The organism is Desulfosalsimonas sp., from assembly GCF_046483245.1.
Taxonomy (GTDB): domain Bacteria; phylum Desulfobacterota; class Desulfobacteria; order Desulfobacterales; family Desulfosalsimonadaceae; genus Desulfosalsimonas.
This window is the reverse complement of the sequence record NZ_JAWODO010000152.1, coordinates 20040-43318: the sequence shown is the minus strand read 5'-3', so window position 1 is coordinate 43318 and position 23279 is coordinate 20040. Positions and strand designations below refer to the sequence as shown.

The window sequence follows — 23279 nt, the reverse complement described above, 5'->3', positions numbered from 1 at the left end:
CTCTCATGGCGCTCCGTGCCCAGGATGTGCAGCCCTCCGAGTTCGACCACCCCGTCGCCGAGGACAATGTCGGTTCCCCGGCCGGCCATGTTGGTGGAAATGGTCACTGCGTCCTTTTGGCCGGCATTGGCGATGATTTCGGCTTCAGCCTCGTGGTTTTTGGCGTTTAACACATTGTGGGCGACACCGCGCTTTTTGAGCAGACCGCTTAAATACTCCGAGACGTCGATGGAGACCGTTCCCACCAGCACGGGGCGGCCCACGCGGTTTAACTCGATGATCTCCTCGATGGCTGCATCGTATTTCTCCTTTTTGGTCATGTATATCGCGTCCGGATAATCCTCCCGAATCATGGGCTCATTTGTGGGAATGATGACCACGTCGAGATCATAGATCTTCTTGAATTCCGCGGCCTCGGTATCGGCCGTGCCGGTCATGCCCGAAAGCTTGTCATACATGCGAAAAAAATTCTGGAAGGTGATGGTGGCCAGCGTCTGGTTCTCGTTTTCGATTTTGACGTTTTCCTTGGCCTCCAGGGCCTGGTGCAGCCCTTCACTGTATCTTCTGCCCGGCATGAGCCGGCCGGTGAATTCATCAACAATGATAACCTGGTTGTCTTTGATGATGTAGTCCACATCGCGGGTAAACAGGGCATGGGCTTTTAATGCCTGGTTGACGTGGTGCAGCAGTTCAATGTTTTTGGGGTCATAGAGGTTTTCCACCTGGAGCTGCTGCTCGGCCATGGCCACGCCGGCCTCGGTCAGGGTCACGGATTTGGCCTTCTCATCCACCGTGTAGTGTTCTTCCGGCTTTAAGTGGGGCACGATGCCGTTGACCTGGTAATACAAATGCGTGGATTTCTCCGCAGGCCCGGAAATGATCAAAGGAGTGCGCGCCTCGTCAATGAGGATGCTGTCGACCTCGTCAACAATGGCAAAGTTCAGTTCCCGCTGCACCAGCGATTCCTTGTCAAACTTCATGTTATCGCGCAGATAATCAAACCCGAACTCGTTATTGGTGCCGTAAGTGATATCACAGGCGTAGCCCTCCTTGCGCTCCTGGTCGTTCATCCCGTGGACGATATTGCCCACGCTCATGCCCAGAAAGCGGTAAATCTTTCCCATCCACTCGGCATCGCGCCGGGCCAGGTAATCGTTGACCGTGACCACGTGGGCGCCTTTTCCGGTCAGAGCATTTAAATAAATGGCCAGGGTGGCCACCAAGGTTTTTCCCTCACCGGTTTTCATCTCCGCGATATTGCCCTGGTGCAGGACAATGCCGCCCAGAATCTGCATGTCAAAATGGCGCATCTCCAAGGTGCGCCGGGAGGCTTCGCGAACCACGGCAAAGGCATCGGGCAACAGGTCATCAAGGGACTCTCCCTGCTGGTACCGGGATTTGAGCAAGGGGGTCTGGGCGGCCAGATCCGCATCGCTCATGGCCTCGTATCTGGGTTCAAGGGCGTTGACCGCATCCACCACCGGGTGAAGCTTTTTTAAAACCCGCTCGTTTTTACTGCCGAATAATTTTGTTAAAAAATTGCCTGCGGCAAGTGCTGCCATGGAATTCCTGTTCAAGGTTTAAGGTTGAAGGTTCAAGGTTCGGGAATTCACATTGACGACAGAACATAACATATTGCCTGAACGTTTTGCCGTCAAGGTACCGGGTTTTAAGGCAAAAGGCCCGCTTCACGGGGAAGCGGGCCCTGGTTTTGGAACCCGGATAACAGATTATTTCAGCCCCAGCTGATATTTCAGGGAATTGAGGGTATTTTTCATGAGCATGGTAATGGTCATGGGACCCACGCCGCCGGGCACCGGGGTAATGGCACCGGCGATTTCCTTGGCTGCATCAAAATCCACGTCCCCGCGCAGGATGGCAACCGTTTTGCCGGTTTTCTCGCTAACCTTTTCGCCCACGCGATTAACGCCCACGTCAATGACGCACGCGCCCGGCTTGATCCATTCCGGCTTGACCAGCCCGGGCACGCCTGCGGCCACGATCAGGATATCGGCGCGCTTGCAGTGGGCGGCCAGATCCTGGGTGCGGGTGTGAACAATGGTAACCGTGGAGTTGGCACCCTCGCCTTTCTGGCACATCATCATGGCAATGGGTTTGCCAACGATATTGGAGCGGCCCACCACCACGACCTCGGCGCCGCTGGTTTCAACACCGGCGCGCACGATCATCTCCTGGATGCCGGCCGGGGTGCAGGGCGCGTATTTCACCTCAGATCCACCGATCATCAGGCGGCCCACGTTGACCGGATGAAATCCGTCCACATCCTTGTCCGGGTCAATGGCATTGAGGATCTTTTTCTCGTTGATGTGCTTGGGCAGGGGTAGCTGCACCAGTATGCCGTGAATTTCATTATCCTTGTTGTATTTGTCAATCAGGGCAAGCAGGTCCGCCTCGGAAATATCTTCGGGCTGGTTGTCCTGAATTTCCTTGTAACCCAGTCGATCCGCGGTTTTGATCTTTAGGGTCACATAAGACACTGAGGCGGGGTTTTCGCCTACCAGGATGGTAACCAGACCGGGCACCTTGTTGTGCTTCTCCTTGATCTGCTTGACTTCCTCTGCGATCTCCTCGAGGATCTGCTCCCGGATTTCGGTTCCTTTAATCAGTTTTGCCGTCATTTTTCCAACTCCTTTGTTTGGGGTTACACATTCGGGGCATATATTTGTGTCATCACGGCCAATCACACCGGATACGGGGCTGCTGTCAGGCCGGTGGTTTCAGACAGTCCCCACATGAGGTTCATGTTCTGCACGGCCTGGCCGGCCGCTCCCTTCACCAGATTGTCAATGGCCGACATCAGAACCAGCCGGCGGTTTTGATCATCCACCACAAAACCAATATCGCAGTAATTGGTGCCGCGCACCTCCCGGGTATCCGGCGGCCGGCCCTGCTTTGTGATCCGCACAAACCTGCGGTCCTGATAATACTGCTCCAGACACTGCCGGATATCCGGCTCATTTACGACACTGGCCAGGCTCGCATATATGGTTGTCTCCATTCCGCGAATCATGGGCAACAGGTGGGGTACAAAAGTAATGTTCACCGGTTTTTGACCCGCCTGGGTTAGCTTTTCCTCCATTTCCGGTTCGTGCCGGTGCGAAGCCACCTTGTAGGCCTTGAAAGACTGGCTGACCTCACTGTAGAGGCTGGTGACAGCCGGATTTCGGCCCGCACCACTGACACCGGACTTGGAATCGGCAATAATGGTTCCGCTGTCAATGAGCCCGGCCTTCACCAAAGGCACCAGGGGCAGCAGCACACTGGTTGGATAGCAGCCCGGATTGCCCACCAATCGCGCACCGGCAATATCGTCTGCAAAGACCTCGCAAAGCCCGTAAACAGACTCGGCAAGCAACTGTTTTGCCGCGTGGGTCTGGTATGCAGCCTCATAAAGGGCCGGATCCCGGAACCGGAAATCCGCGGACAGATCCACCACCCGGCAGCCTTTGTCAATGATTTCCGGAATGATTTCCATGGGAAGTTTATGGGGAAGGGCCGTAAACACCACGTCCGCACGCCGGCAGACCGAATCGGTATCAAAGGTCTCACACTTCTGGGTGATGATCCCCGCCATGGCCGGATATATGCTGTCAAAGGCCACGTCCGCATACTGCCGCGAGGTTAAAGCCGTGATCACCACTTCCGGGTGCCCGGCAAGAATCCGCACCAGTTCTGCACCGGCATAGCCGGTGGCCCCGACAACAGCGGCTCTGATCATGGATCCTCCTTACAGGTTGTTTAAAAAAACGATTTCCTGCACCAGGAAATCGGAACGTATGGATTGAAATCTAGAATAAATAGCAGAGCTTTTCGGCAAATTCAAGGCGTTTCATAGCAGTTGCCCGTTTTTCCGGCACCCGGCCCTCTCTACTGTCCGCCTCCGGAAAGAAACCGGAACAAAAGCCTCATACAGATCTGTGCGGGCAATAAATTCCATCACCTGAAAATCCGAATCCAGGATCTGTTCCGGATTCATAAACAAATCCCGGTCCAGGCGGTTTAACATCGGCCAGTCAATTCTTTCCAAAGGCGGCAGATTTTCCTCCGCGGCCATGCTCAGATGCAGGTGCGGCGGCAGCCAGCGTTTTTTGTTTTCACCGGAAATACGAGCAAAACACCGGCCTGCTTCCAGGCGCTGCCCGGGATGCAGGCCCTTGTCCGGCGTGATGTGGGCGTAGAACACAAGGCACCTGTCAGTACAGCCGCCCATCTCATGGGCTGCGATCACGGTGGTCCCGAGAAAATCGGGAATCATGGCCACCACCCGGCTATCAAATGCCGCGGGCACACAGACGGTTTCATCCAGCCGGAAATACCGGCCGGGCCTGTCTGCAAAAAAACAAATATCCAGCCCTTCATGGGATTGAGGCCGGGGCCTGCCGGGGCCCCACCAGCTTTTCCGGCTGCCAAAGCGCATGCCGCCAAAAAACAGCAGCCGGTCAAACTCAATGCTCCGGCAAATGCAATTTTCAATCAACAGATCCCGGACAAAACCGGTCTTGCCGGCACAGCCGCCTGAAGTGTTCACGCCTGCTGCCTCATCTGGCCGGCCAGTTCCAGGTAGCGGGCCGCCTGATCCGACTCGCCCTGTTTTTCATACAACCGGCCGATTCGCTGATAATACCCGCCCCGGTTGTCCGGATCCTCCTGAACCAGGGAGAAAAACAAATCCAGCAGCTTGGTTGAGGTCTCGCCGCTTTGAAAGGAAAGTTCGGCAAACCTGCGCTTGATAAAGGGGTCAATGCGCTGTTGACAGGACACGCACTCGTTCATGATCCGGGCATATGCATCCCGGGCTTCTGTCACGTGTCCGGAGGCCTCCAGGGTCTTGGCCAGGGCCCGGGATACGATCTCGTCTTCGCCGTGGGCGTCGGCACAGGCCTGAAACATGCCCATGGCTTTTTCCATGTCCCCGGCCTGAAAAAAGGTTTCTCCCATCAGCATCTGCATGTCCCGGCTTTCCTGAATCTCTTCAGGCGACGCGGCCAGCAGTTTCCAGGCTTCGGAATACTGCCCGTTTTCCCAGAACAATTCACAGAGCAGCTGATAAGCCCGGATTTCCCCGGGACTTTGTTCCAGGCAGGTTTCCAGCAACTGCCTGGCCCTGTCGTGCTGTTCAGCATGCAGGCAGGCCGTTGCCAGTTCCAAAACAATCAGGGGCTTTTCCGGGTTTTGCGCCATGGCCGCGGAGAGCTCGGTGACAGCCGTGGAAAAATCGCCCTGGTTCAATGCGGTATACCCCCGGACAAAGGCATCCCCATAGGAGCGGTATTCTTCTGCAATCTCTTCGGGAAGCGCGTGGCAGAGCACGGCAAACATATCCGCCTCGTCTGTATCAAATTGCCCGGGCCGGCCGGACAAATCCGGCTCTGCCGCTGAATCGGAATATTGCTGTTCAGCATGCCGGCGCATTTCTTTTTTCCCGCGGACAAGGCCGGATAAGCCCTGCTGGATCTTTTCCCGGGTTGCGGCATTTTCCGTCAGGCCCATGGCCAGCTCATAGAATTCAGCAGCTTCCCTGGTATCCCCGGCTTCTGCCAGGTCCCGGGCGTTTTCCACATGATTTTGCGCCAGAGCCTCGCTGGCCTTTTGATGCTTTTGCGCAATCCGGTCAGACAGGTGGCTTTTTTCCGGATACCGGGTTTTGATTTTATTCAATGCCTTTTCAAATTCGATCCGGGCTTCCCCATAGGCGGCGTTTCGAAAGCATTCATCGCCTTTTTCTTCATGTGCCTCCGGAGATTTTCCGGAAAATATGCGAAACAAACCCATTGCTTGTCTTTCCTTTCAAATCAACGCCAGTTTATGCCACAGGCTCCGGAAAATCCGGTCCGCGGCGGTGGTGTAAAAAATTTCCGGCTGCCGTGACCCCCTGCTCAAAACCCTCCAGGATCTTTTCCTCGCTTCGGGTCAGGCGATTGACCCGGAAATCGGCCGGCGGATAAATCACGTCAATGCGGTGCCTGTTTTCCAGATCATCCAGGAGTTGATTGTATGTCCCCCAGTGACGGTCCAGGGCGGCAATCAGGTGCTGGTAGCGACCCTTTTTGTAATAGGATTCATATAACATCTTGACCCAGAAGGATTCCCGCTCCTTTCGATATCCCCGGGGCCGGGTGGCCACCACGAGGATGTCTTTTTCCGCAAAGCCCAGTTCCAGCGCCTTTTTGTACGGCAGGGGATTGCAGACACTTCCGTCCATTAACTGGTGTCCGCCGTAGGAGACAAAATTGCGGTACAAAAACGGAATGGCCGACGAAGCCTTTAATGCGTCCGGGATATCATGAATTTTGCTTCCCAGATACACGGGTTCCGGTGGTGCGTCTTCATAAAACCGGGTAACGGCAATCCACAGGGGACATCCCGTGCTGCGCAGCCGCCCTATATGAAGCGGTTCGGGTCCGGCAATGAACTGATCCACCAGCCAGTCCAGGTTCAAAACGTGCTTTTCCGGCCTGAAGATATTGCTCATCCGGATAAACCGGCCGGTCAGCAGTTCAGAGAAAAACGCATCCCGGGCCAGGTGAATTTGCCGGGCGGCATATGCCGCCCCGATCAGGGCGCCTGCAGAAGTTCCAATGATGGCGCGCCACGGATAATACCCCCTCTCCAAAAAAGCCTGAAGCACGCCAACCAGAAAAATGCCGCGCATGCCACCGCCTTCGAGTACCAGCACCTTTTTGGGGGGGAAACCCAGAAACCGGCTTTTAATGGATCGGCACTCACTGAAAAGCCTGGAAATCAACGTCATGGTCCCCCTGTCCGGGCTTCCGGCTGTTTTTAAATGTTCACAGTAATATAATATTCCTGATTGCCGCGCAGCCGCACCGGTTATTGACAACAGTGAGACTGACCTTTTTCACCGCCTTGACAACGGCATTTTCCCGCTCATATACCTTTTGGGCTTGCGCGGAAAAAGTGCCTGTTGACAGTCATGGTTTCCGGCAAAAACCGGATGCTTTTATTCATAATACATCCGGCCCGCACCTGAAAAGCATAAAATAACCCGTTACAAACCACCGGATTTTCCGGCTCAAACCACCAAAACCCGGTTTTGGGCCTTGCATCCCAAAGATTTCGCATTTACCATTGAAACATGACAACCATTCGACAGCAGATCATGGCGATTCTGGAGCAGGGCCTCTGTGATGCCAGAGATCTTTCCCAGGAACTGGGCATCAGCGAAAAAGAAGTCTATGCCCACCTGCCCCATGTGGGCAAAAGCGTTGCGCCCCAGGGCAAAAAACTTCGCATTCAGCCCGCCCGGTGCCTGGCCTGCGGATTTGTGTTCGGCAGCCGCAAACGGGTCACCCGGCCTGGCCGTTGTCCGGAATGCAAAAACCAGCGCATCCAGAGCCCCAGGTTTGAGGTCAGATAAAAACCTGTTAAAGGCCAAGCACGGCTTGCAGTTCCGTCAGGGCAACGGGTGAAACCATACAATCCCCAATGGCCGAAAGCAGAACAAACCAGATAAAATCCGCCTCCCGCTTTTTGTCCCGGGCCAGGGCATCGTAAACTGCGGCCGGATCAGCGGGCAGGGAAACCGGAAGACCAAAACGCGCCAGCAAATCACAAAGGCGCTGCATGTCGGATTCGCTCAGCAGCCCTTTTTTCACAGACAACCGGGCGGCAGCAACCATGCCCGCGCTCACGGCCTGACCGTGGCCGCACCCAATGGTTTTTTCAATGGCATGGCCCAAAGTGTGGCCGAAGTTGAGTTTCCGCCGCTCGCCTTTTTCCCGTTCGTCCCGGTTGACAATATCGGATTTGATCAAAACGGAGTCATAGACAATCTGCTCGATGATCTCCGGCATCAGGGCCATGGCCTCTTCAGCCCGGCTTTCCAGCCGGCCGAAATATCCAGCATCGGCTATGGCGGCATGCTTGATGATTTCGGCAAAACCGGAAACCACCTCCTGCCGGGGCAGGGTCTTTAAAAGATGCGGGTCGCATATGACAAAACCGGGCTGATGAAAAACCCCGACCATGTTTTTGTAACCGTCCAGGTTGACCCCGGTCTTGCCGCCCACGCTGGCATCCACCTGGGCCAGCAGGGTGGTGGCGGCACTGGCAAACCGCACGCCCCGCAGATAGGTGGCAGCCACAAAACCGGCAATGTCGCACACAATGCCGCCTCCCACCCCGAGCAGAAACACGCTGCGGTCTGCCTCCAGCTCAATTAATCGCCTGTAGATAAACGCTGCCGTATCCAGGGTCTTGGACGCCTCGCCGCAGCCGATGACAATGCGCTCGGCATCCGGCATCTTCTGACCGTAAAGCCGGTTGACGGTTTCATCGGTGATCACAATCACACGCGTGTTTTCGGGCAGATACGCGCCTGCGTTTTCCAGGCGCTCACCCACCAGGATTTGCGAGGCCCCGGTCTGGCCTGCAATTTCAAGACGCTTCATTACCACCTCTTTTCAAATACCCAAATTAAATTCAGGAGGAAGCAAAAATATCGCAGATAGCCCTTGCCTGGCGGCACATAAGCGCAAACTGGTCCGGGTACAGCGACTGGCCCCCGTCGCACCGGGCAAAATCGGGCATATCATGGACCTCCACCATGAGCCCGTGGGCGCCCACGGCCGCGGCGGCCCTGGCCAGGGGCAGGACCTGGTCCCGGTATCCGGAGGCATGGCTCGGGTCGATGATCACCGGCAGATGACTTTCCCGCCGGACCACGGGAATTGCCGAAAAATCCAGGGTGTTTCGGCTGTGGCGCACAAAGGTGCGCACCCCGCGCTCACACAAAATGATATTTTCGTTGCCCTCGGACATTATATATTCGGCGGCCATGAGCCATTCATCCACGGTGGCCGACATGCCGCGCTTTAACATTACCGGTTTTTTTGACTCCCCGGCCCGGCGCAGAAGGCTGAAATTCTGCATGTTTCGGGTTCCGATCTGGACGATATCGGCATATTGCTCCACCATGTCAAAATGCTCCAGGTCCAGGACCTCCGTGACCACGGGCATGTCAAACGTTTCACGTACCTTTGCCAGGATTTTTAACCCCTCTTCGCCCAGGCCCTGGAAAGCATAAGGCGACGTGCGGGGCTTAAACGCACCGCCCCGGAAAATATCGGCTCCTGCCTTTTTCACGTGCTCGGCCGTTGCCATGGCCAGCGATTCGCTTTCCACCGCGCACGGCCCGCCGATAATGGAAAGACGGTTGCCGCCGACTTCTGTATTGCCCACCCGGACGACGGTGTCATGAGGCTTAACTTCCCGGCTGACCAGTTTGTATGGGCGGGTTACGGCAATGGCTTCCTTGACCCCGGCCATGGCCTGAAAACCGGCTGGATCCAGGGGACCCTTGTTGTATAAAACCCCAATGGAAACCCTTTCCCCTCCGGGAATGGGCCGGGCCCGGCAACCCTTTTCCTCAATGACGCGAACCACCGCATCAATCTGCTCCTGTGTGGCATCCTGCCGCATGACGATCAGCATGGTTTTTCCTCCTGTCTCAGATCACTGATAAAAATTTTTTCCGCAAAACAAAAAAACCGTGAAGCCCGACGGAGCCCCACGGTTTGTCTGTGTGTGTCAACTTTTGCCGGCGGCTTTACAGCGGCACCGGCCGAAGGGCATACCCCGCTTGTTCGGCCTTGGACCACCAGCGCCAAAAAAAGGAACAAACGAAATTATGATTGTCGAATATGCCCATGATAAGCTATTGTCAAATTTCAGAACAGACCGGTCCGCCGGTCGGTAAAAGTCCGCTGTTTCTATACTATAGGCAAAAATCGGATCCGCGTCAAGGAAAAATACCACATGATCGTGATCCCCCACGGAGGCAGCCATGACCACCAAGGATCTTTTGCTCACCATTGACAACGGCACCCAGAGCTTAAAGGCCATGGCATTTGACCTCTCCGGCCGGATGCAGGCCATTGTCAAAATCCCGTTCACCCCGTATTTTTCCGAAAAACCGGGCTGGGCCGAACAGGACCCGGAAATGTACTGGGAGCTGCTCGGCCGGGCCTGCCAGGGATTGTGGAGCGAAAGAAAAATCGAGCGAAAACGCCTTGCCGGTGTCTCGGTCACCACCCAGCGGGGGACCGTGATCAACGTGGATAAAAACGGCCGCCCCCTGCGGCCGGCAATCCTGTGGCTGGATCAGCGCAAGGCCATAAACCCCCCGCCTGTGGGCGGACTCTGGGGCCTGCTTTTCAAGGTTACAGGCCTATCCAGGACCGTGGCCTATTTTCAGCAGGAAGCCGAGGCCAACTGGCTGCAAACCCATCAGCCGGAGATCTGGAAAAAGACCCACAAGTATCTACTTTTGTCCGGGTATCTCACCTACCGGCTCACCGGCGAGTTTTCCGATTCCGTGGGCTGCCAGGTGGCATATCTGCCGTTTGACTACAAGCGCCTTGCCTGGGCCGGAAATTCGGACTGGAAATGGCGGGCACTGCCCGTTGACCCGGACATGCTGCCCCGGTTGATCCACCCGGGCGGCCGTCTTGGATTGGTAAGCGCCACAGCCGCCCGGCATACCGGAATTCCCGAGGGGCTCCCGGTTATTGCCGCAGCCGCGGACAAGGCCTGCGAGGTTATCGGCTCGGGCAGCATGGATGCGCAAACCGGATGCATCAGCTACGGCACCACGGCCACCATCAATGTGACCCATAATCGCTACGTGGAGCCCATATCCCTGATCCCGCCCTACCCGTCTGCCATTCCGGGCCATCATTCCCTTGAAGTACAGATTTTCCGCGGCTATTGGATGGTGAGCTGGTTTAAAAATGAATTCGGCCACAAAGAAAAGCAAAAGGCGCAAAACCTGGGCGTGGATGCAGAAGCGCTGTTCGACCGCCTGATTGACGACATTGCCCCCGGATGCATGGGACTGATGCTCCAGCCCTACTGGACTCCCGGCATCAAAATGCCCGGCCCCGAGGCCAAGGGCAGCATTATCGGGTTCGGCGACATCCATTCCCGCGGTCACGTGTACCGGGCCATCCTGGAAGGCCTGGCCTATGCCCTGCGCGAAGGAAAGGAACGCATTGAAAAACGGACCAAAACGCCCATCCGGCAGCTGCGGATTTCCGGGGGCGGGTCCCAGAGCCGCAATGCCATGCAGGTCACCGCAGATGTTTTCAACCTGCCGGCATCCAGGCCGCACATTTATGAAACCTCCGGGCTGGGAGCGGCCATCAACACGGCCGTGGGATTGAATCTGCACCCGGACTATCCCGCTGCAATCGCAGCCATGACCCGGATCGGCGACACATTTGAGCCCATTGCCGAAAACCAGAGGCTTTATGACACATTATACAGGCGCATCTATCAAAAAATGTATGCCCGGCTCAAACCATTGTACGAAGAAATCCGGGAAATTACCGGATATCCGCAATAAGCGGTTTGATCCGGCACTTGACATCCAAAAAAAAATCCTTTAAACATAAACAGGCATTTATGAGAATTTCTCATAAAAAAAAGCCCAATTCCAACCTTTTTTCTTTTACATTGTTGGAAGTGGTTACAAAACCACTTCCGGAAAAACCCGTTAACCACCACAAGGGGCAGGGCATGAGAACGCAATCCAAATCCAGGCGAATCCGGAAACTTGTCACCGCCGGTCTGTGCGCGGCACTCGTGATGTTTTTCTTTGCATCAGCAAACGCCGGCATTGAAGAGCACATCATTGAAACAGAAACCGGTTTTTACTACACGGTCCAAAAGGGTGACACCCTGTGGGATCTGTCTGAAGAGTTTTCAGATTCTCCCTGGCAATGGCCGGATTTATGGCACTACAACCCACAGATCCCCAATCCCCACTGGATCTACCCGGGCCAGAAAATCCGCATATACAAAAAAAGCTTTGGTGATAAAAAAAGGCAGGAGACCGAACCCACCCGGGAGGAAATCGAGCAATATTTCACTTATACCCCGATCCGGACGGTGGGATTTATCCGTAAGCAACCTGTTGAAACCCTGGGGACGCTCTCACTTGAACGCCATGGTATTAACCTGTTGAGCACCGGTGACAAGGTCTACATTCGCCCGGAACCCGGCGGGAACATCGTCAAGGGGGAAAACTACCTGATTTACCGCATGAAAGGAGGAGTTGACGATCCTTCCACTGATCAATACATCGGAGATCAGTACCTGCTCACCGGAATTCTGGAAATTACGGATTCCCAGCCGGATTTTGCCGCAGGCAGAATTGTGAAAGCCTTTCGCGACATTCAAAAAAACGACAAAATCATGCCCCTGATGGACCGCAAGGCAGACATCAGGATCAAACCCGGCATTGAAAACCTGAACGCCAACCTCATCAAGTCAGAAGAAGGCTGGAATTTCATTGGGCAAGACACCATTGCCTTTATCAACAAGGGTCGGGGCGACGGCATTGAAGTCGGCCAGCAGTACACGATTCTTGTCGAGGTCACCACTGACGCGGACTGGGGTCCGGATTCCCCGAAATATCTGACCACCGAGGAGATGGGCACCCTGCTGGTGCTCCACACCGAAGACAACACGGCCACCGTACTGATCACGGACTCAAAGGAAGATCTTAAGGCCGGCATGCCGCTGCAGGCCTTGAAATAAACACATCCGGCGCCGGCTTTCTTTTTTTCCCGGGCGGGCGGAAGGATATCCGCCCGCCCGGCTTTTTAAAATCCCGCCTGCTGAAAACCGTTTACGCAAAAGCGCTGAAATGCCCGCCGATCCGGGTTCTTGTAAAATTTTTCAGACTACACCTAAAGAACAGCCCGGCATATCCGATAGGAAAAATATCAACTATTAAGGCTTGGCCCGGCTATCGTACTGCCCATACCGGGATGGTATATACTGTAGAAGGAATTCATTCAGAGGAGCATTTAATTGGTTTCCATCACCTGCACGGGTTGCAACAAAACCTACCAGATACCTGACAGCGAACTGCCTGAAAACAAACCTGTGGATCTGCTTTGCCCGGCATGCAGCACCGTGCTGAGAGTGCAAAAAGATCAACAGCAAACCCGGGCGGAAACAAAGACCCCGGCCCTGACCGGCCCGGAGTTGATGGAAAAGATTGTGCAGACCTCAAAGGCACTGCCGCCCATGCCCCAAATCATCGCCCGGGCAAACGAGGTGCTTTCCAGTGAGAACTCCGGATTCAGAGAAATCAGCCAGGTGCTGGAAACCGACCAGGCCATGGCCACCCGGGTGCTGCGCATCGCCAATTCCGCCTACTACGGGGTGAGCGTGCCCGTGACATCCGTACAACAGGCCTCCGCCCTTCTTGGATTTCAAACCCTGTTTGAACTCATTACCGTGGTCAGCAGCTCCAAAATGATGGGAAAAAACCTGGAAGGATACAATATTGAGGCCAAATTTGTATGGAAGCATTCCCTTTCAGTGGCAGTGGGTGCCAAAGCCATTGCTGAAAAATATCACCCGGAACTGGTCAATGACGCTTTCATGTCCGGGCTCATCCATGATTCCGGCATGGTTTTGCTCGACTCCTGTATCCATAAAAATCAGCGGCAATTCAATGAGCTTCTGGCCCGGGGAAAGACCCTGCAGGACGCGGAATTTGAAATGTTTGAATTCGACCATGCGGCCCTGGCCGCCAGGTATCTAAAAAAGTGGAAGCTCCCGGAAAACCTGACCCATGCCATCCGGTATCACCACAGCCCGGCTGAATGCGGCCATGACCCGCTTGCCTGCATCCTGCACATCTCCGATGCCATGGCCAATACCAACAATCTGGAGAGCAATTTTGTCATGGACGACAGCGCTCTGGACGCCATCGGCATGCCCACCGATGACCTGGACCAGATGACCTTTGACATGGAGGCCTTGGTCGACAGCATTATCGAAAGCATGGAGGCCTGAAGGCAGCACTGTTCCGTCAGGCATTTACCCGCCAGGTCCTGCGAGATCTTCCACAACCAAATACAGGCAAGGCACGATGCCAAAACCCAGGGAAATGGCCATGGGAATGAGATAGGCGGCCTGCCGGGAGGTCTCCAGGATGATGGGGGTCAGGCCCCCGAATGTGGTGAGGGTGGTGAGCAGAATGTGGCCGGCAACCGCGCCCACAATCCCGAAGGGAATGGCGGTCATCACGATCAGCGGCTGGATATAGCTTGCAAATATCACCGCCAAAAGCCCGTAAATCACGGCCATGGCCATGATGAAACCGCCCCGCAGCGCGGCGGTGGACTCTCTCATCTCAGCCTCGATGCCTTCAACACCCCGGATGGCCTCTTCCACGGGCAGCAGGATGCCTTGTTCCACTTCCGCCGGGTCGGCGCCGGGATAGCTCACATAGACCTCGACCATGTCGAGCTCAAATTCCGGAAACACTTCCTTCTGGATGGCAAAGGCCGTCCAGATGCCCCCGACGATCAAAATGATCATCAGCAGATTGGCGGCAATGGGGTTGCGGACCATCCACGCAATGGGACCCGGACGGATCCTGGTCAGTGGTGGATGCCGTGGCTGTCAGGCTGAGCCTGGGATACCGGCTGATCTCTGCGGCAGCAAGGTCCTTGTCCGCGGCCTGAAGCCTCCTGCAAGCCTCCCGGACATCAGGCCGCCGGCTCAGCAATTCCGAAGGAACACAGTTTCCGGTAAGGGGGAAGACCGGCAACCCTGGAAGACGGGCAGCCGTCTTTTTGATCAAAAGACCGGCCAAGCAGCACCGCCAATTGATGATTGAAAACACCGATTGCGGATTTTGCAACATGGGCCTGCTCATGCGTGGATTCCAGGAGCTGATCCAGGCGAATCACATCTGCACGGTCGGCCTGGCCGTTTTCAAACCGGCTCTGGATCAGGGAAAAGATTTTTTCATTGGCCCCGATCTGGTCCCGCAGGAGCCGGAGCCGAGCAGAGGCCTCGGCAAGCTGATACCAGGTCCGCACCACTTCCGCTGACAAAGAAACCGCAAAAGCCCTGAAAACCGGGCTTACTAACAGATTGTTGACAGGCATAAAATTCCTGTAAGGGTTTATTTTAAAAAAGGCAGAAAAATCCAGCATAGCAAAAGTGCGCTTTTGCAATCATCTGTTTTCAGTTCAGGCTTTTTGACAGCAATGTAATCAAACAATCCAGAAAATCAGGTGAGTTGAGGCCCTGGATGCGCCCGAGCGTTTCAATATCCGCCTGTGCGGTTAGCCTGGCAGCCTCGGTTTTGGCGGCAGCGTTTAGTTCTTCTGCGTCTATGGCGCTGCGCTGGAGACGGGACAGGGCAAGGCGCAGGTTGCTGGTGCGGGGCAGGTCAAGTGCGTCCAGGGCCTGGCGGAAGGTTCGGGCATCCACGGTTTCGAGCAATTCTACGGCGGCTTCGGCGGGGTTTTGAACTTCTTCCGGCATTTCGGATGCGGTTTCTGCGGCAGCCGCTTCCTCCGGGGCTCGCTCTGCCCCGGCATCCCCGAAAACCACGGTTTCATGGTAGGCCGGGGATTGGGAAAGATCCACGATGGCTTCATAAACAAAGACTTGTGGCGTGTCTTTTACCGCCTTGAATGGATAAATGCTGGCCACGCCGGTTGTTTTTTTCCTGAGCTGATCGCAGATGCGGCCGGATTCCTTCTGTTTTTTGTCCGGATCCGGCTGGTAGATGCGGATTTGGGCAATGGCGCGCATGGAGCCGGCCTCGGGGTTGTGTATGTCGATTTTCACATCCGGTTCCAGCTTGACGCGCACACCCGTGGCAATGCCTTTTAGGACCAGGTCCTGGGCCTTGAACACGGAAACCAGACTTCGCAATCGTGGATCGGGTTTGCGTTCTATGATGCAGTATCCTTTTTTGCCTTTTCAATGGAATCAATAGCCTGATCAACCTGCCCGGCCAGGTCCGGGTTCGCCCGGGCCAGATCTTTTAAAAAACTTACGGAAAAATCCCCGCCCACCTTTCCCAGCAGGCCGATTGCAGCCTTTAACACGTGAATTTCAGCCTGCGCCTGGCTGTTTCGCTTGAACAGGGACAACCGCTTTTTCCCGCCAGTGCCCATTGGCTGAATCCACTCAAGGATCTGCGACTCCAGCCGGGTGCTTGCGGAAATATCAGGCAAGGCTGCAAGGGCGGTCATCAAAGCCGCAGCCTGTTTCAACCGGGGGAAAGCGCTTTTTAAATGGTCAAAGGGAACATCAGTAATCAGGTCCAGGATCTGATCTACTGTGTCCGGATTTTTTACCGGCAGCTCAGTGATCGCCTTCATGGCCCGCCAGTTCACTCGGGAATCCGGATCTGACAACAACTCGATCACATAGCGCTCTGCTTTCGGCGGCTTTAAGGCCACAATGGCAGCCAGTGCCTCCAGGCGCAGGCGAGGATGATCATGATTCAGAAAAGCCTCAGCCAGCCGGCCATCTTCAGCGTCAGTGCTTACCTGCCGCAGTATCATTAATGAATTCCTGTGGATATACCAGGGACGGTCCAAATCACTGAGCACGTCGATCACCCATTTCCTGGCGTCTTCGGCCAGGGCGGCCAGCCGGTCGACCACCCTTGCCCGCAATTTTCGGTCCGAGGTCTCGGACAGAATTTTGCCCAGCACCCGGATACCCGGATATCCCAGGCGGGCAAGCACGTCATCGAGCCGGTCGCGTTCCGGATCATCGGCGTTTTCATAGGCCCGGCACAGGTGGTCCAGGTGCGGGGAAAAAACCTGGTCAAATATTTCCAGGTCCCGGTCTGTAATGCCTTCCCGGCTTTCCACAAGCCCCCGGGAAAGGCTCTCCAACACCTCCCATTGCCGGTTTTCAATAAAAACCGGCACCACCCGGCGGAAGCACCGGATATAAACCATGGCGGTGTCATCATCTGCGGCAGATGCAAAGCCCTCTATGTATGCATCCGCGTGGGCGCGAACATCTTCTGCCATCCTGCGGGATTTGATGATGTATCTGACGTCTTCGGACAGGTGTTCAAAGGAGACAATCTCATTTTCGTAAAGGTAAGCCAGAAAAGCCTGTGCACCGGAAATATTTTCCGTCACCACGTGCCCGGCCATGCGTTTTAAAATCCTGCGGATACCCTCGAGGCGCTCCAAAATCCGCTGGTTGCCGGGGTCTGCAGCAATTTTTTCATTCAACCAGTCCAGTTCCTCGAAGGTATAGACGGCTGTTGCCGGCAGCAGGTCTGCGGGAAGGGCGTCCACGAGAAGATTCTCGATTTCTGAAGACTTCATGTGGGTGACATAATCGGCAATGATGTAGCAGTTGACCAGAAAATCATTAAACCGCTTCGGATGGCGCAGGGGCCGTAGAATGTCCCGGATGGACTGCTGTTTGAGCTTTCGCGCCTTTTCCTCTGAGATGCCGCTGAACATGGGCAGCAGCATCAAGTCCTTGGCCAGCCGCTGCATGGCGATTGCCACCCGCCAGGGTAAATTTTTTTCAAAATCAAGCTGATCGTTGTCAAATACCGCTGAGACTTCGGTTATGTTATGTTCCACCAGAGCTGCGGTCAAAACACGCCCGGCCTCCCGGGCCCCGCTTTGATCCACTTTTGGATCGCTCATGATCCGGACAAAGGCCCGGAAGTGATCAGCGGAAATGTCTTTTTTAATGGCAATGCTGAGCAGTTTTTTTTTCTCGAAATACTCAAACAGCTTAGGCACATAGAGCGCAGCCGAGCCCTTTCCCACCAAGGTTCGCACGGATACCGGCGCATCCAGGATCCCGGAGATGACAATATCGGTTTGCTGACGTGTTTCCTCTATGGTAAGCAAAAGCTCCGGGCAATCCCCCATTACCTGCTGAAACTCCTGGTACAGCCCTTGCCCGGCCTCTGCCGCACCCGGATGGGAAGCATCATAATAGCCGGTGCGCAGGATGGCCTTGGCCAGCTTCATGATCCATTCGCCCACGGGCCGGATCCGCTCGCGCTCATCCGGGTCAAGGGTTTTGTTTTGCTCAACAGGCTTGTCTGAAAACCCGGGCACCGGCTCGGATTCGGCTTCCCGTTCTTGCTCGGAAACCACCTCTTGAATCCATTCAAAGGATGCCGGGCCCGGGGCGTTTGAATTTGGGGTCCCGGCAGATTGTTCAGGCAGAGCGGATATGATCTGTTTTCCGGAACCATTGACCAAGGCAATCCGGGTGTTGTCTTCTGTATGCTGCGTCACAACGGCGTTTACCACCACAGGGGCTTCCATGTCCGGTGCGGTCAGAAATAAAAGGATTTTCGTGTCTTCAGGCAGGGGTCTTTTCAGGGCGAGGTCCCGGGGACCGGTTTGAAGCTGATCATGAAAGGCTTCGAGCCGGTCTGCTGCAACAAATTTGACGATGATCAGGTGTGGTTTCATGATCGTCCGGCATTGCTGGTTATCAATCAGAAATCAAACTCAGGCCCGGAAATATGTAACCGCATTCTCAAAAATGTGGACTCCGGCAGCGGACAAAGGCGGTTTTTCATCAGCGCCGGTGCAACGCCGCACCTGTTTGGCCCGGGTCCAGTCCGGATGATTGGCCGGATGATTGTAGGCCTCAGGGTGCGGCATCAGGCCGAAAACCCGTCCGGTGGGATCGCAGATGCCCGCGATATCGGCCATGGACCCGTTTGGATTGGCCGGAAACGCGCCTGCGGCCAAACCGCCGTCTGCCCGGGCGTATCTGCACACCACTTGGTTTTGATCAATGAGCCGATCAATCACCTTTTGATCGGCAATAAACTTGCCCTCCCCGTGGCGCACCGGCAGTTCCAGGTTTTCCATGCCGCGGGTAAACAGGCAGGGTGATTGGGCGTTGATGGACAAATGCACCCAGTCGTCGCGGAAATTGCCGCAGTCATTATAGGTCAGTGCCACTGTGCGGGCGGTATAATCATTGTCCAGACCCGGCAGGAGCCCGAAATTGACCAGGGTCTGGAAGCCGTTGCAGATGCCCAGCACCAGGCCGCCCTGGTTGATAAATCCAATGATCCGGTCGCCGGCGTTTTTTTTCATGCGCACGGCCTGGATCACCCCGGCGCCGTGATCATCGCCCCAGGAAAATCCCCCGATAAACACCATGAGCTGGAAAGCCTCCAGGGACACGGCCCCGGATATCACGTCGTTGATGTGCACGCACGTGGCCCGGGCTCCGGCCAACTCGCATGCATGGGCGGTTTCCACGTCGCAATTGAGCCCGTAACCGGTCAGCACAAGGGCGTTTATTTCAGAATTGTTTCTCATATATTTCTTTTTGGATAATCATTTCACAAATATGTAGCGCAAACCAATCCGGAAATCTATACCAATTGTCCAAACGGCGCTTTCCATGCGCCCTTGAGATCGGCCACCGGCAGCGACACCAGAGATCTCGCACCATAGGACAGATCCAGCCGGGCCTCTTTTGTCACCTCGCCAATACTGGCCAGGGCATGGTTTTTCATCATGGATTCGAAGTTTTCCCTGCTATCCGGTGCCACAGTCACCACAAACCGTCCCGGAGTTTCTGAGAAAAGCAGATGATCGGCCCGCAGGCCCTGTGCGCCGGGCACCTTGCCAATATCTGCACGGATGCCCAGGTTTCCGGCCATGGCGCACATGGCCAGGTGAACCCCCATCCCGCCGCGGTAAATCCCGTGAACCGATGCGGCAAGGCCTTTTTCCATTGCCGCATGAAGAGCTTTGTATAGAAGCCAATGTTTTCGGCCGTCAACCATCGGCACATTGCAGCCGGTATAGCCGAATCGTTCATAGTATTCCGAAGCCCCGAGTTCGTCTTTTGTCACGCCCAGCACATACACAAGGTCGCCGGGACACTTTATATCCAGGGTTACGCAGCAATCGATGTCTTTGACAACGCTGACCGCAGAAAACTGCATGGTCTCCGGGGCCGAAAGCTTGTGGGTCTCGCCGTAGGCCCCGGGCAGATGGCCGTCCACATACATGCTATCTTTTCCGGAAAGCAGCGGAATTCCGTAAACCCGGCAGGTATCGGCCAGGGCCCTGCAGGAGCGCACCAATTGTGCGGCCTTAAACCGGCCATCCGGGTTTCGCACCGGATCATACTGAATATTGGGCCAGCAGAAATTGTCCACCCCGCCGATGTGTTCCGGATCACCGCCCACGGCCACCAGCCGGCGCACGGCCTCGTCAATGGTGCAGGTGGTCATGTGAAAGGCGTCAATGGCCGAATAAAACGGCAGCAGTGCCTGGGAAAACGCCAGCCCTTGTTCAGACGTCAGCACCGGCCGGATCACCGATGCATCACTGTTGACATCCCGCTCAGCTCCCACCAGGGGCTTGATCACGCTGGTGCCCTGGACCTCGTGGTCGTACTGCCGGATGATCCATTCCCTGGAACAGATATTGGGCCGGGCCAAAAGATCGATCAAAAGCCGGTTGTAATCCCGGGGTTCGTCCATCACCGGTTCATAAAGCCCGCGCATTTCAGACGACCGCCACTCGGCGTCGAACGCCCACTGGGGAAAGCCCCGGGTGAGAAAGTCCATGTCCACGTATGCACATGTCACCCCATCGTAGGTGATGTGCAGCTTTCCCGAGTCGGTGTATTTGCCAATCACGGTGCTTTCCACCGCGTGCTTTTCAGAAAGCGCCATGAACCGGTCCACGTCCTCCGGGCGCACGGAAACGGTCATGCGCTCCTGGGATTCGGAAACCCAGATCTCCCACTGATCAAGCCCTTCGTACTTCAGGGGCACCCGGTCGAGCCACACCTCACAGCCCCCGGAAAAGCGGGCGGTCTCCCCGACCGACGATGACAGCCCGCCGCCGCCATTGTCCGTGACAAACCGGATCAGCCCCTCGTCCCTGGCCTGGAGCAGAAAATCGTGCATTTTTTTCTGGGTATAAGGATCGCCGATCTGTACGTGGCCGGCCGGGGTGTTTTCCGTAAAGATCTCAGATGATGCCGTCACCCCGTGGATTCCGTCTTTTCCCACCCTGCCCCCGCACATGACGATTAACTCGCCGGCGGCGGTAGTCTTTTCCTCAGAGGGCGTGCCGGCCACCGTGACCGGCATTATCCCTAAGGCGGTGACAAACACCAGGCATTTGCCCATGTAGCCGTGGTGAAAGGTCACCTGGCCGAAAGGCGTGGGAATCCCGCTTTTGTTGCCCCCGTCGCGCACCCCTTCGATGATGCCGTCAAGCAGCCGCCTGGGGTGCAGCTTTGGCTGCAGTTCCCCATCATAATCCCGGTCGCCCACGCAAAAGCCGTAGCTGCCCATGATCAGGCGCGCACCCTTGCCAGTGCCCAGCGGATCACGGTACACCCCCACAATGCCGGTAATGGCCCCGCCGTAGGCTTCCATGTTGGAAGGGGAATTGTGGGTCTCGCCGGTGATCACATAATAGTGGTCCTGATCAAAGCGCCCCACCCCGGCGTTGTCCCACAGAACAGAGACCACCCAGTCCTTTTGCGCCTGAAGCTGCCGGGTCGGCTCCTGAATGCAGGTCTTAAACAAATTGTCAATAGTCTCGGTCTTACCAGTGGAAAGGTCTTGGTAGTGAAACCGGCCCTGGAAGGTGTTGTGGTTGCAGTGATCGCTTCTGCCCTGGGAAATGTATTCGAGTTCCACGTCCGTAGGATCATCCAGGCCAATGGCCTGCCGCTGTGCGCGCACTTCGGAATCCAGGAAATACTGCCGGATCACAGGGATATCATTGACATTAAGGGCAAGGTTTCGCTCATCGCTGATCTGCTGCAGGACCGCATCCGAATCCACGCTCAGCGGAGTCACCGTGGGCTTGTGGTCCAGACGGACCTTTGGGATGATGATGTCCACCCCGTTTTCGGGGTCCCAGTCATGTTTGGAAAAAATCTTAACCTGCTGGATAATCTCGTTTGCCAGCAGCTGCTCTGCAATGCATCCGGCATCCTCCCGGCTGATTTCCGGGCCCCGGATGCAGAAACGCTTTGAGGTAAACACCCCCTCGCCTTCGGCCAGGCGGATGCCGAGCACGTCTTCCATGGCTTCTATGGCCGTGTGTCCGGGATTGTCCTTGACCCCGGGCCGGTATCCCACCCAGATGCACCAGTCAAAGGCCAGATCCAGTGGCGCAAAACCCGATACCTGGGTGACGGGGTTGGTGAAAATCTCGGTGCGGACGGTTTCGAGCTGCTCCGGGGACAAATCCGCATCCAGGGTGACAATATGCACAACCCGGACGTCCTGCACCCGGATGCCGAAATAAGCATCGGCCTTGCCGGCCACGGCCGCGCCCTCTGCGTCAAACAACTCATTTTTTAAAGCGATTTCCAGGCGATGGGGCATGGCAGCTATCCCGTCAACAATCTCATGATATCATTATAAAAAACAAAAACCATCAGCAGCATGAGCAGAAAAATCCCGACCTGCTGGGCCACTTCCCGAACCCGCAGCGACACCGGGCGGCCGATCATGGCCTCAATGCCGAAAAACAGAATATGACCGCCGTCTAACACCGGCACCGGCAGCAGGTTTAAGATCCCCAGATTCACGCTCACAAGGGCGATAAACGAAAGCAGGTTCACAATTCCGTGCTCCACCTGCTCACCGGCCAGCTGGGCGATCATGATGGGCCCGCCCAGGGTGTCGGCTGAAATGGCCCCCTGGACAAGCTTGACCACGGACACGATTGTCAGCTCCACGATCATGTAAGTCCGGCGCAGGCTTTCGCCCATTGCCGCCACAGGATTGAGCCGCTCGGCCCGAACCTCCCCGGCTGCGGTAATGCCCACGAGGAAACGCTCATGGGTCTCGCCGAAAACGTCTTCCACCCTCTCCTTTACAGGGGAGATGGTGACCTGGAGCCTGCGGTCGTCGCGCGCGATGGTAAAATCAATGGGCCGGCCCCCGCTCTGGCCGATGGCCTCGGCCATTTCAGGCCAGGCGTCAATGGCCTTGTCCTGTACGGCCACAACCCGGTCCCCGCTTTCCAGCCCCGCGGACTGGGCTGGAGACCCGTCCTTGATTTTGCCGATGACCGGCTCCAGGGTCCTTTCCCCGGAGATACTGAAAATGCCGAAAAAAATCAATATGCACAGGATGAAATTAAAAAACGGCCCTGCGGCCACGATCAGCATACGCCGGGACACGGGCTTGTGGGTAAATGACCGGGGGATATCCTCCTCGCCAAGTTCCTCGTCCGGCTGTTCGCCCACCATTTTCACGTAGCCGCCCAGGGGCAGCGCGGAGATACAGTATTCGGTTTCACCAATGGTTTTTTTTAGAATCTTGGGGCCGAATCCCAGAGAAAAGCGCTCCACGCCCACCCCGAAAGCCTTGGCCACGAGAAAATGTCCCAGCTCGTGAAAAAAAATCAATACGCCCAGGACAATGACCAATCCAATAACCGTACTCATATAGCGTGTTCCTA

The 23279-nt window shown here is 55.8% G+C and carries 19 protein-coding genes; 4 read left to right on the top strand and 15 right to left on the bottom strand.

Features of this window, described 5'->3' with window-relative positions; translation table 11 throughout:
- From secA to R6U41_RS13325, 6 genes are all read right to left on the bottom strand, one after another.
- Positions 1-1562 (bottom strand): preprotein translocase subunit SecA (gene secA, locus R6U41_RS13350; RefSeq protein ID WP_410270336.1); only part of this gene is annotated, 1562 nt, incomplete at its 3' end.
- Between the two features lie 168 nt (positions 1563-1730).
- Complete coding sequence (gene folD / locus R6U41_RS13345; protein ID WP_410270335.1) at positions 1731-2639, bottom strand: bifunctional methylenetetrahydrofolate dehydrogenase/methenyltetrahydrofolate cyclohydrolase FolD; 909 nt, start codon at positions 2637-2639, stop codon at positions 1731-1733.
- Positions 2640-2701: 62 nt separating this feature from the next.
- On the bottom strand, positions 2702-3739 hold the full coding sequence (gene argC / locus R6U41_RS13340; protein ID WP_410270334.1) for an N-acetyl-gamma-glutamyl-phosphate reductase: 1038 nt from the start codon (positions 3737-3739) through the stop codon (positions 2702-2704).
- Positions 3740-3850: 111 nt separating this feature from the next.
- A complete protein-coding gene (locus R6U41_RS13335; protein ID WP_410270333.1) occupies positions 3851-4549 on the bottom strand; it encodes a hypothetical protein in 699 nt (232 codons plus the stop codon).
- The gene (locus tag R6U41_RS13330; RefSeq protein ID WP_410270332.1) at positions 4546-5793 is read right to left on the bottom strand and encodes a tetratricopeptide repeat protein; all 1248 of its coding nucleotides are present in this window, start codon (positions 5791-5793) and stop codon (positions 4546-4548) included. Before R6U41_RS13330 ends, R6U41_RS13335 begins: the two co-directional genes overlap by 4 nt.
- Before the next feature lie 31 nt (positions 5794-5824).
- On the bottom strand, positions 5825-6772 hold the full coding sequence (locus R6U41_RS13325) for a patatin family protein (protein ID WP_410270331.1): 948 nt from the start codon (positions 6770-6772) through the stop codon (positions 5825-5827).
- A gap of 345 nt (positions 6773-7117) precedes the next feature.
- Here R6U41_RS13325 and R6U41_RS13320 point away from each other — a divergent pair, with 345 nt between their 5' ends.
- Positions 7118-7399 carry a transcriptional regulator gene (locus tag R6U41_RS13320; protein WP_410270330.1) on the top strand — a complete coding sequence of 94 codons (282 nt, stop codon included), beginning with the start codon at positions 7118-7120 and terminating at the stop codon, positions 7397-7399.
- Between the two features lie 7 nt (positions 7400-7406).
- Here R6U41_RS13320 and aroB read toward each other — a convergent pair whose 3' ends face one another.
- A complete protein-coding gene (aroB, locus tag R6U41_RS13315; RefSeq protein ID WP_410270329.1) occupies positions 7407-8432 on the bottom strand; it encodes a 3-dehydroquinate synthase in 1026 nt (341 codons plus the stop codon).
- A gap of 31 nt (positions 8433-8463) precedes the next feature.
- Positions 8464-9474, bottom strand: a complete 1011-nt coding sequence (aroF, locus tag R6U41_RS13310) for a 3-deoxy-7-phosphoheptulonate synthase (protein ID WP_410270328.1) — start codon at positions 9472-9474, stop codon at positions 8464-8466.
- A gap of 352 nt (positions 9475-9826) precedes the next feature.
- On the opposite strand from aroF, the gene R6U41_RS13305 reads away from it, so the two are divergent.
- From R6U41_RS13305 to R6U41_RS13295, 3 genes are all read left to right on the top strand, one after another.
- Complete coding sequence (locus tag R6U41_RS13305) at positions 9827-11386, top strand: FGGY-family carbohydrate kinase (RefSeq protein WP_410270327.1); 1560 nt, start codon at positions 9827-9829, stop codon at positions 11384-11386.
- A gap of 173 nt (positions 11387-11559) precedes the next feature.
- A complete protein-coding gene (locus tag R6U41_RS13300; protein WP_410270326.1) occupies positions 11560-12582 on the top strand; it encodes a LysM peptidoglycan-binding domain-containing protein in 1023 nt (340 codons plus the stop codon).
- Positions 12583-12858: 276 nt separating this feature from the next.
- Complete coding sequence (locus R6U41_RS13295) at positions 12859-13854, top strand: HDOD domain-containing protein (protein WP_410270325.1); 996 nt, start codon at positions 12859-12861, stop codon at positions 13852-13854.
- Between the two features lie 24 nt (positions 13855-13878).
- On the opposite strand, the gene R6U41_RS13290 is transcribed toward R6U41_RS13295, so the two are convergent.
- From R6U41_RS13290 to rseP, 7 genes are all read right to left on the bottom strand, one after another.
- On the bottom strand, positions 13879-14415 hold the full coding sequence (locus R6U41_RS13290) for an efflux RND transporter permease subunit (RefSeq protein WP_410270324.1): 537 nt from the start codon (positions 14413-14415) through the stop codon (positions 13879-13881).
- Between the two features lie 137 nt (positions 14416-14552).
- Positions 14553-14957, bottom strand: a complete 405-nt coding sequence (locus tag R6U41_RS13285) for a TolC family protein (protein ID WP_410270323.1) — start codon at positions 14955-14957, stop codon at positions 14553-14555.
- Positions 14958-15036: 79 nt separating this feature from the next.
- Positions 15037-15735: a hypothetical protein gene (locus tag R6U41_RS13280; protein ID WP_410270322.1), complete on the bottom strand. Its 699-nt coding sequence runs from the start codon at positions 15733-15735 to the stop codon at positions 15037-15039.
- A 20-nt stretch (positions 15736-15755) separates the two neighbouring features.
- Positions 15756-18278 carry a HEAT repeat domain-containing protein gene (locus R6U41_RS13275; protein WP_410270321.1) on the bottom strand — a complete coding sequence of 841 codons (2523 nt, stop codon included), beginning with the start codon at positions 18276-18278 and terminating at the stop codon, positions 15756-15758.
- A 39-nt stretch (positions 18279-18317) separates the two neighbouring features.
- The gene (locus tag R6U41_RS13270) at positions 18318-19145 is read right to left on the bottom strand and encodes a phosphoribosylformylglycinamidine synthase subunit PurQ (RefSeq protein ID WP_410270320.1); all 828 of its coding nucleotides are present in this window, start codon (positions 19143-19145) and stop codon (positions 18318-18320) included.
- A gap of 56 nt (positions 19146-19201) precedes the next feature.
- On the bottom strand, positions 19202-22195 hold the full coding sequence (locus R6U41_RS13265) for an AIR synthase-related protein (protein ID WP_410270319.1): 2994 nt from the start codon (positions 22193-22195) through the stop codon (positions 19202-19204).
- A 5-nt stretch (positions 22196-22200) separates the two neighbouring features.
- Positions 22201-23265: an RIP metalloprotease RseP gene (gene rseP, locus R6U41_RS13260; protein WP_410270318.1), complete on the bottom strand. Its 1065-nt coding sequence runs from the start codon at positions 23263-23265 to the stop codon at positions 22201-22203.
- Between the last annotated feature and the right edge of the window lie 14 nt (positions 23266-23279).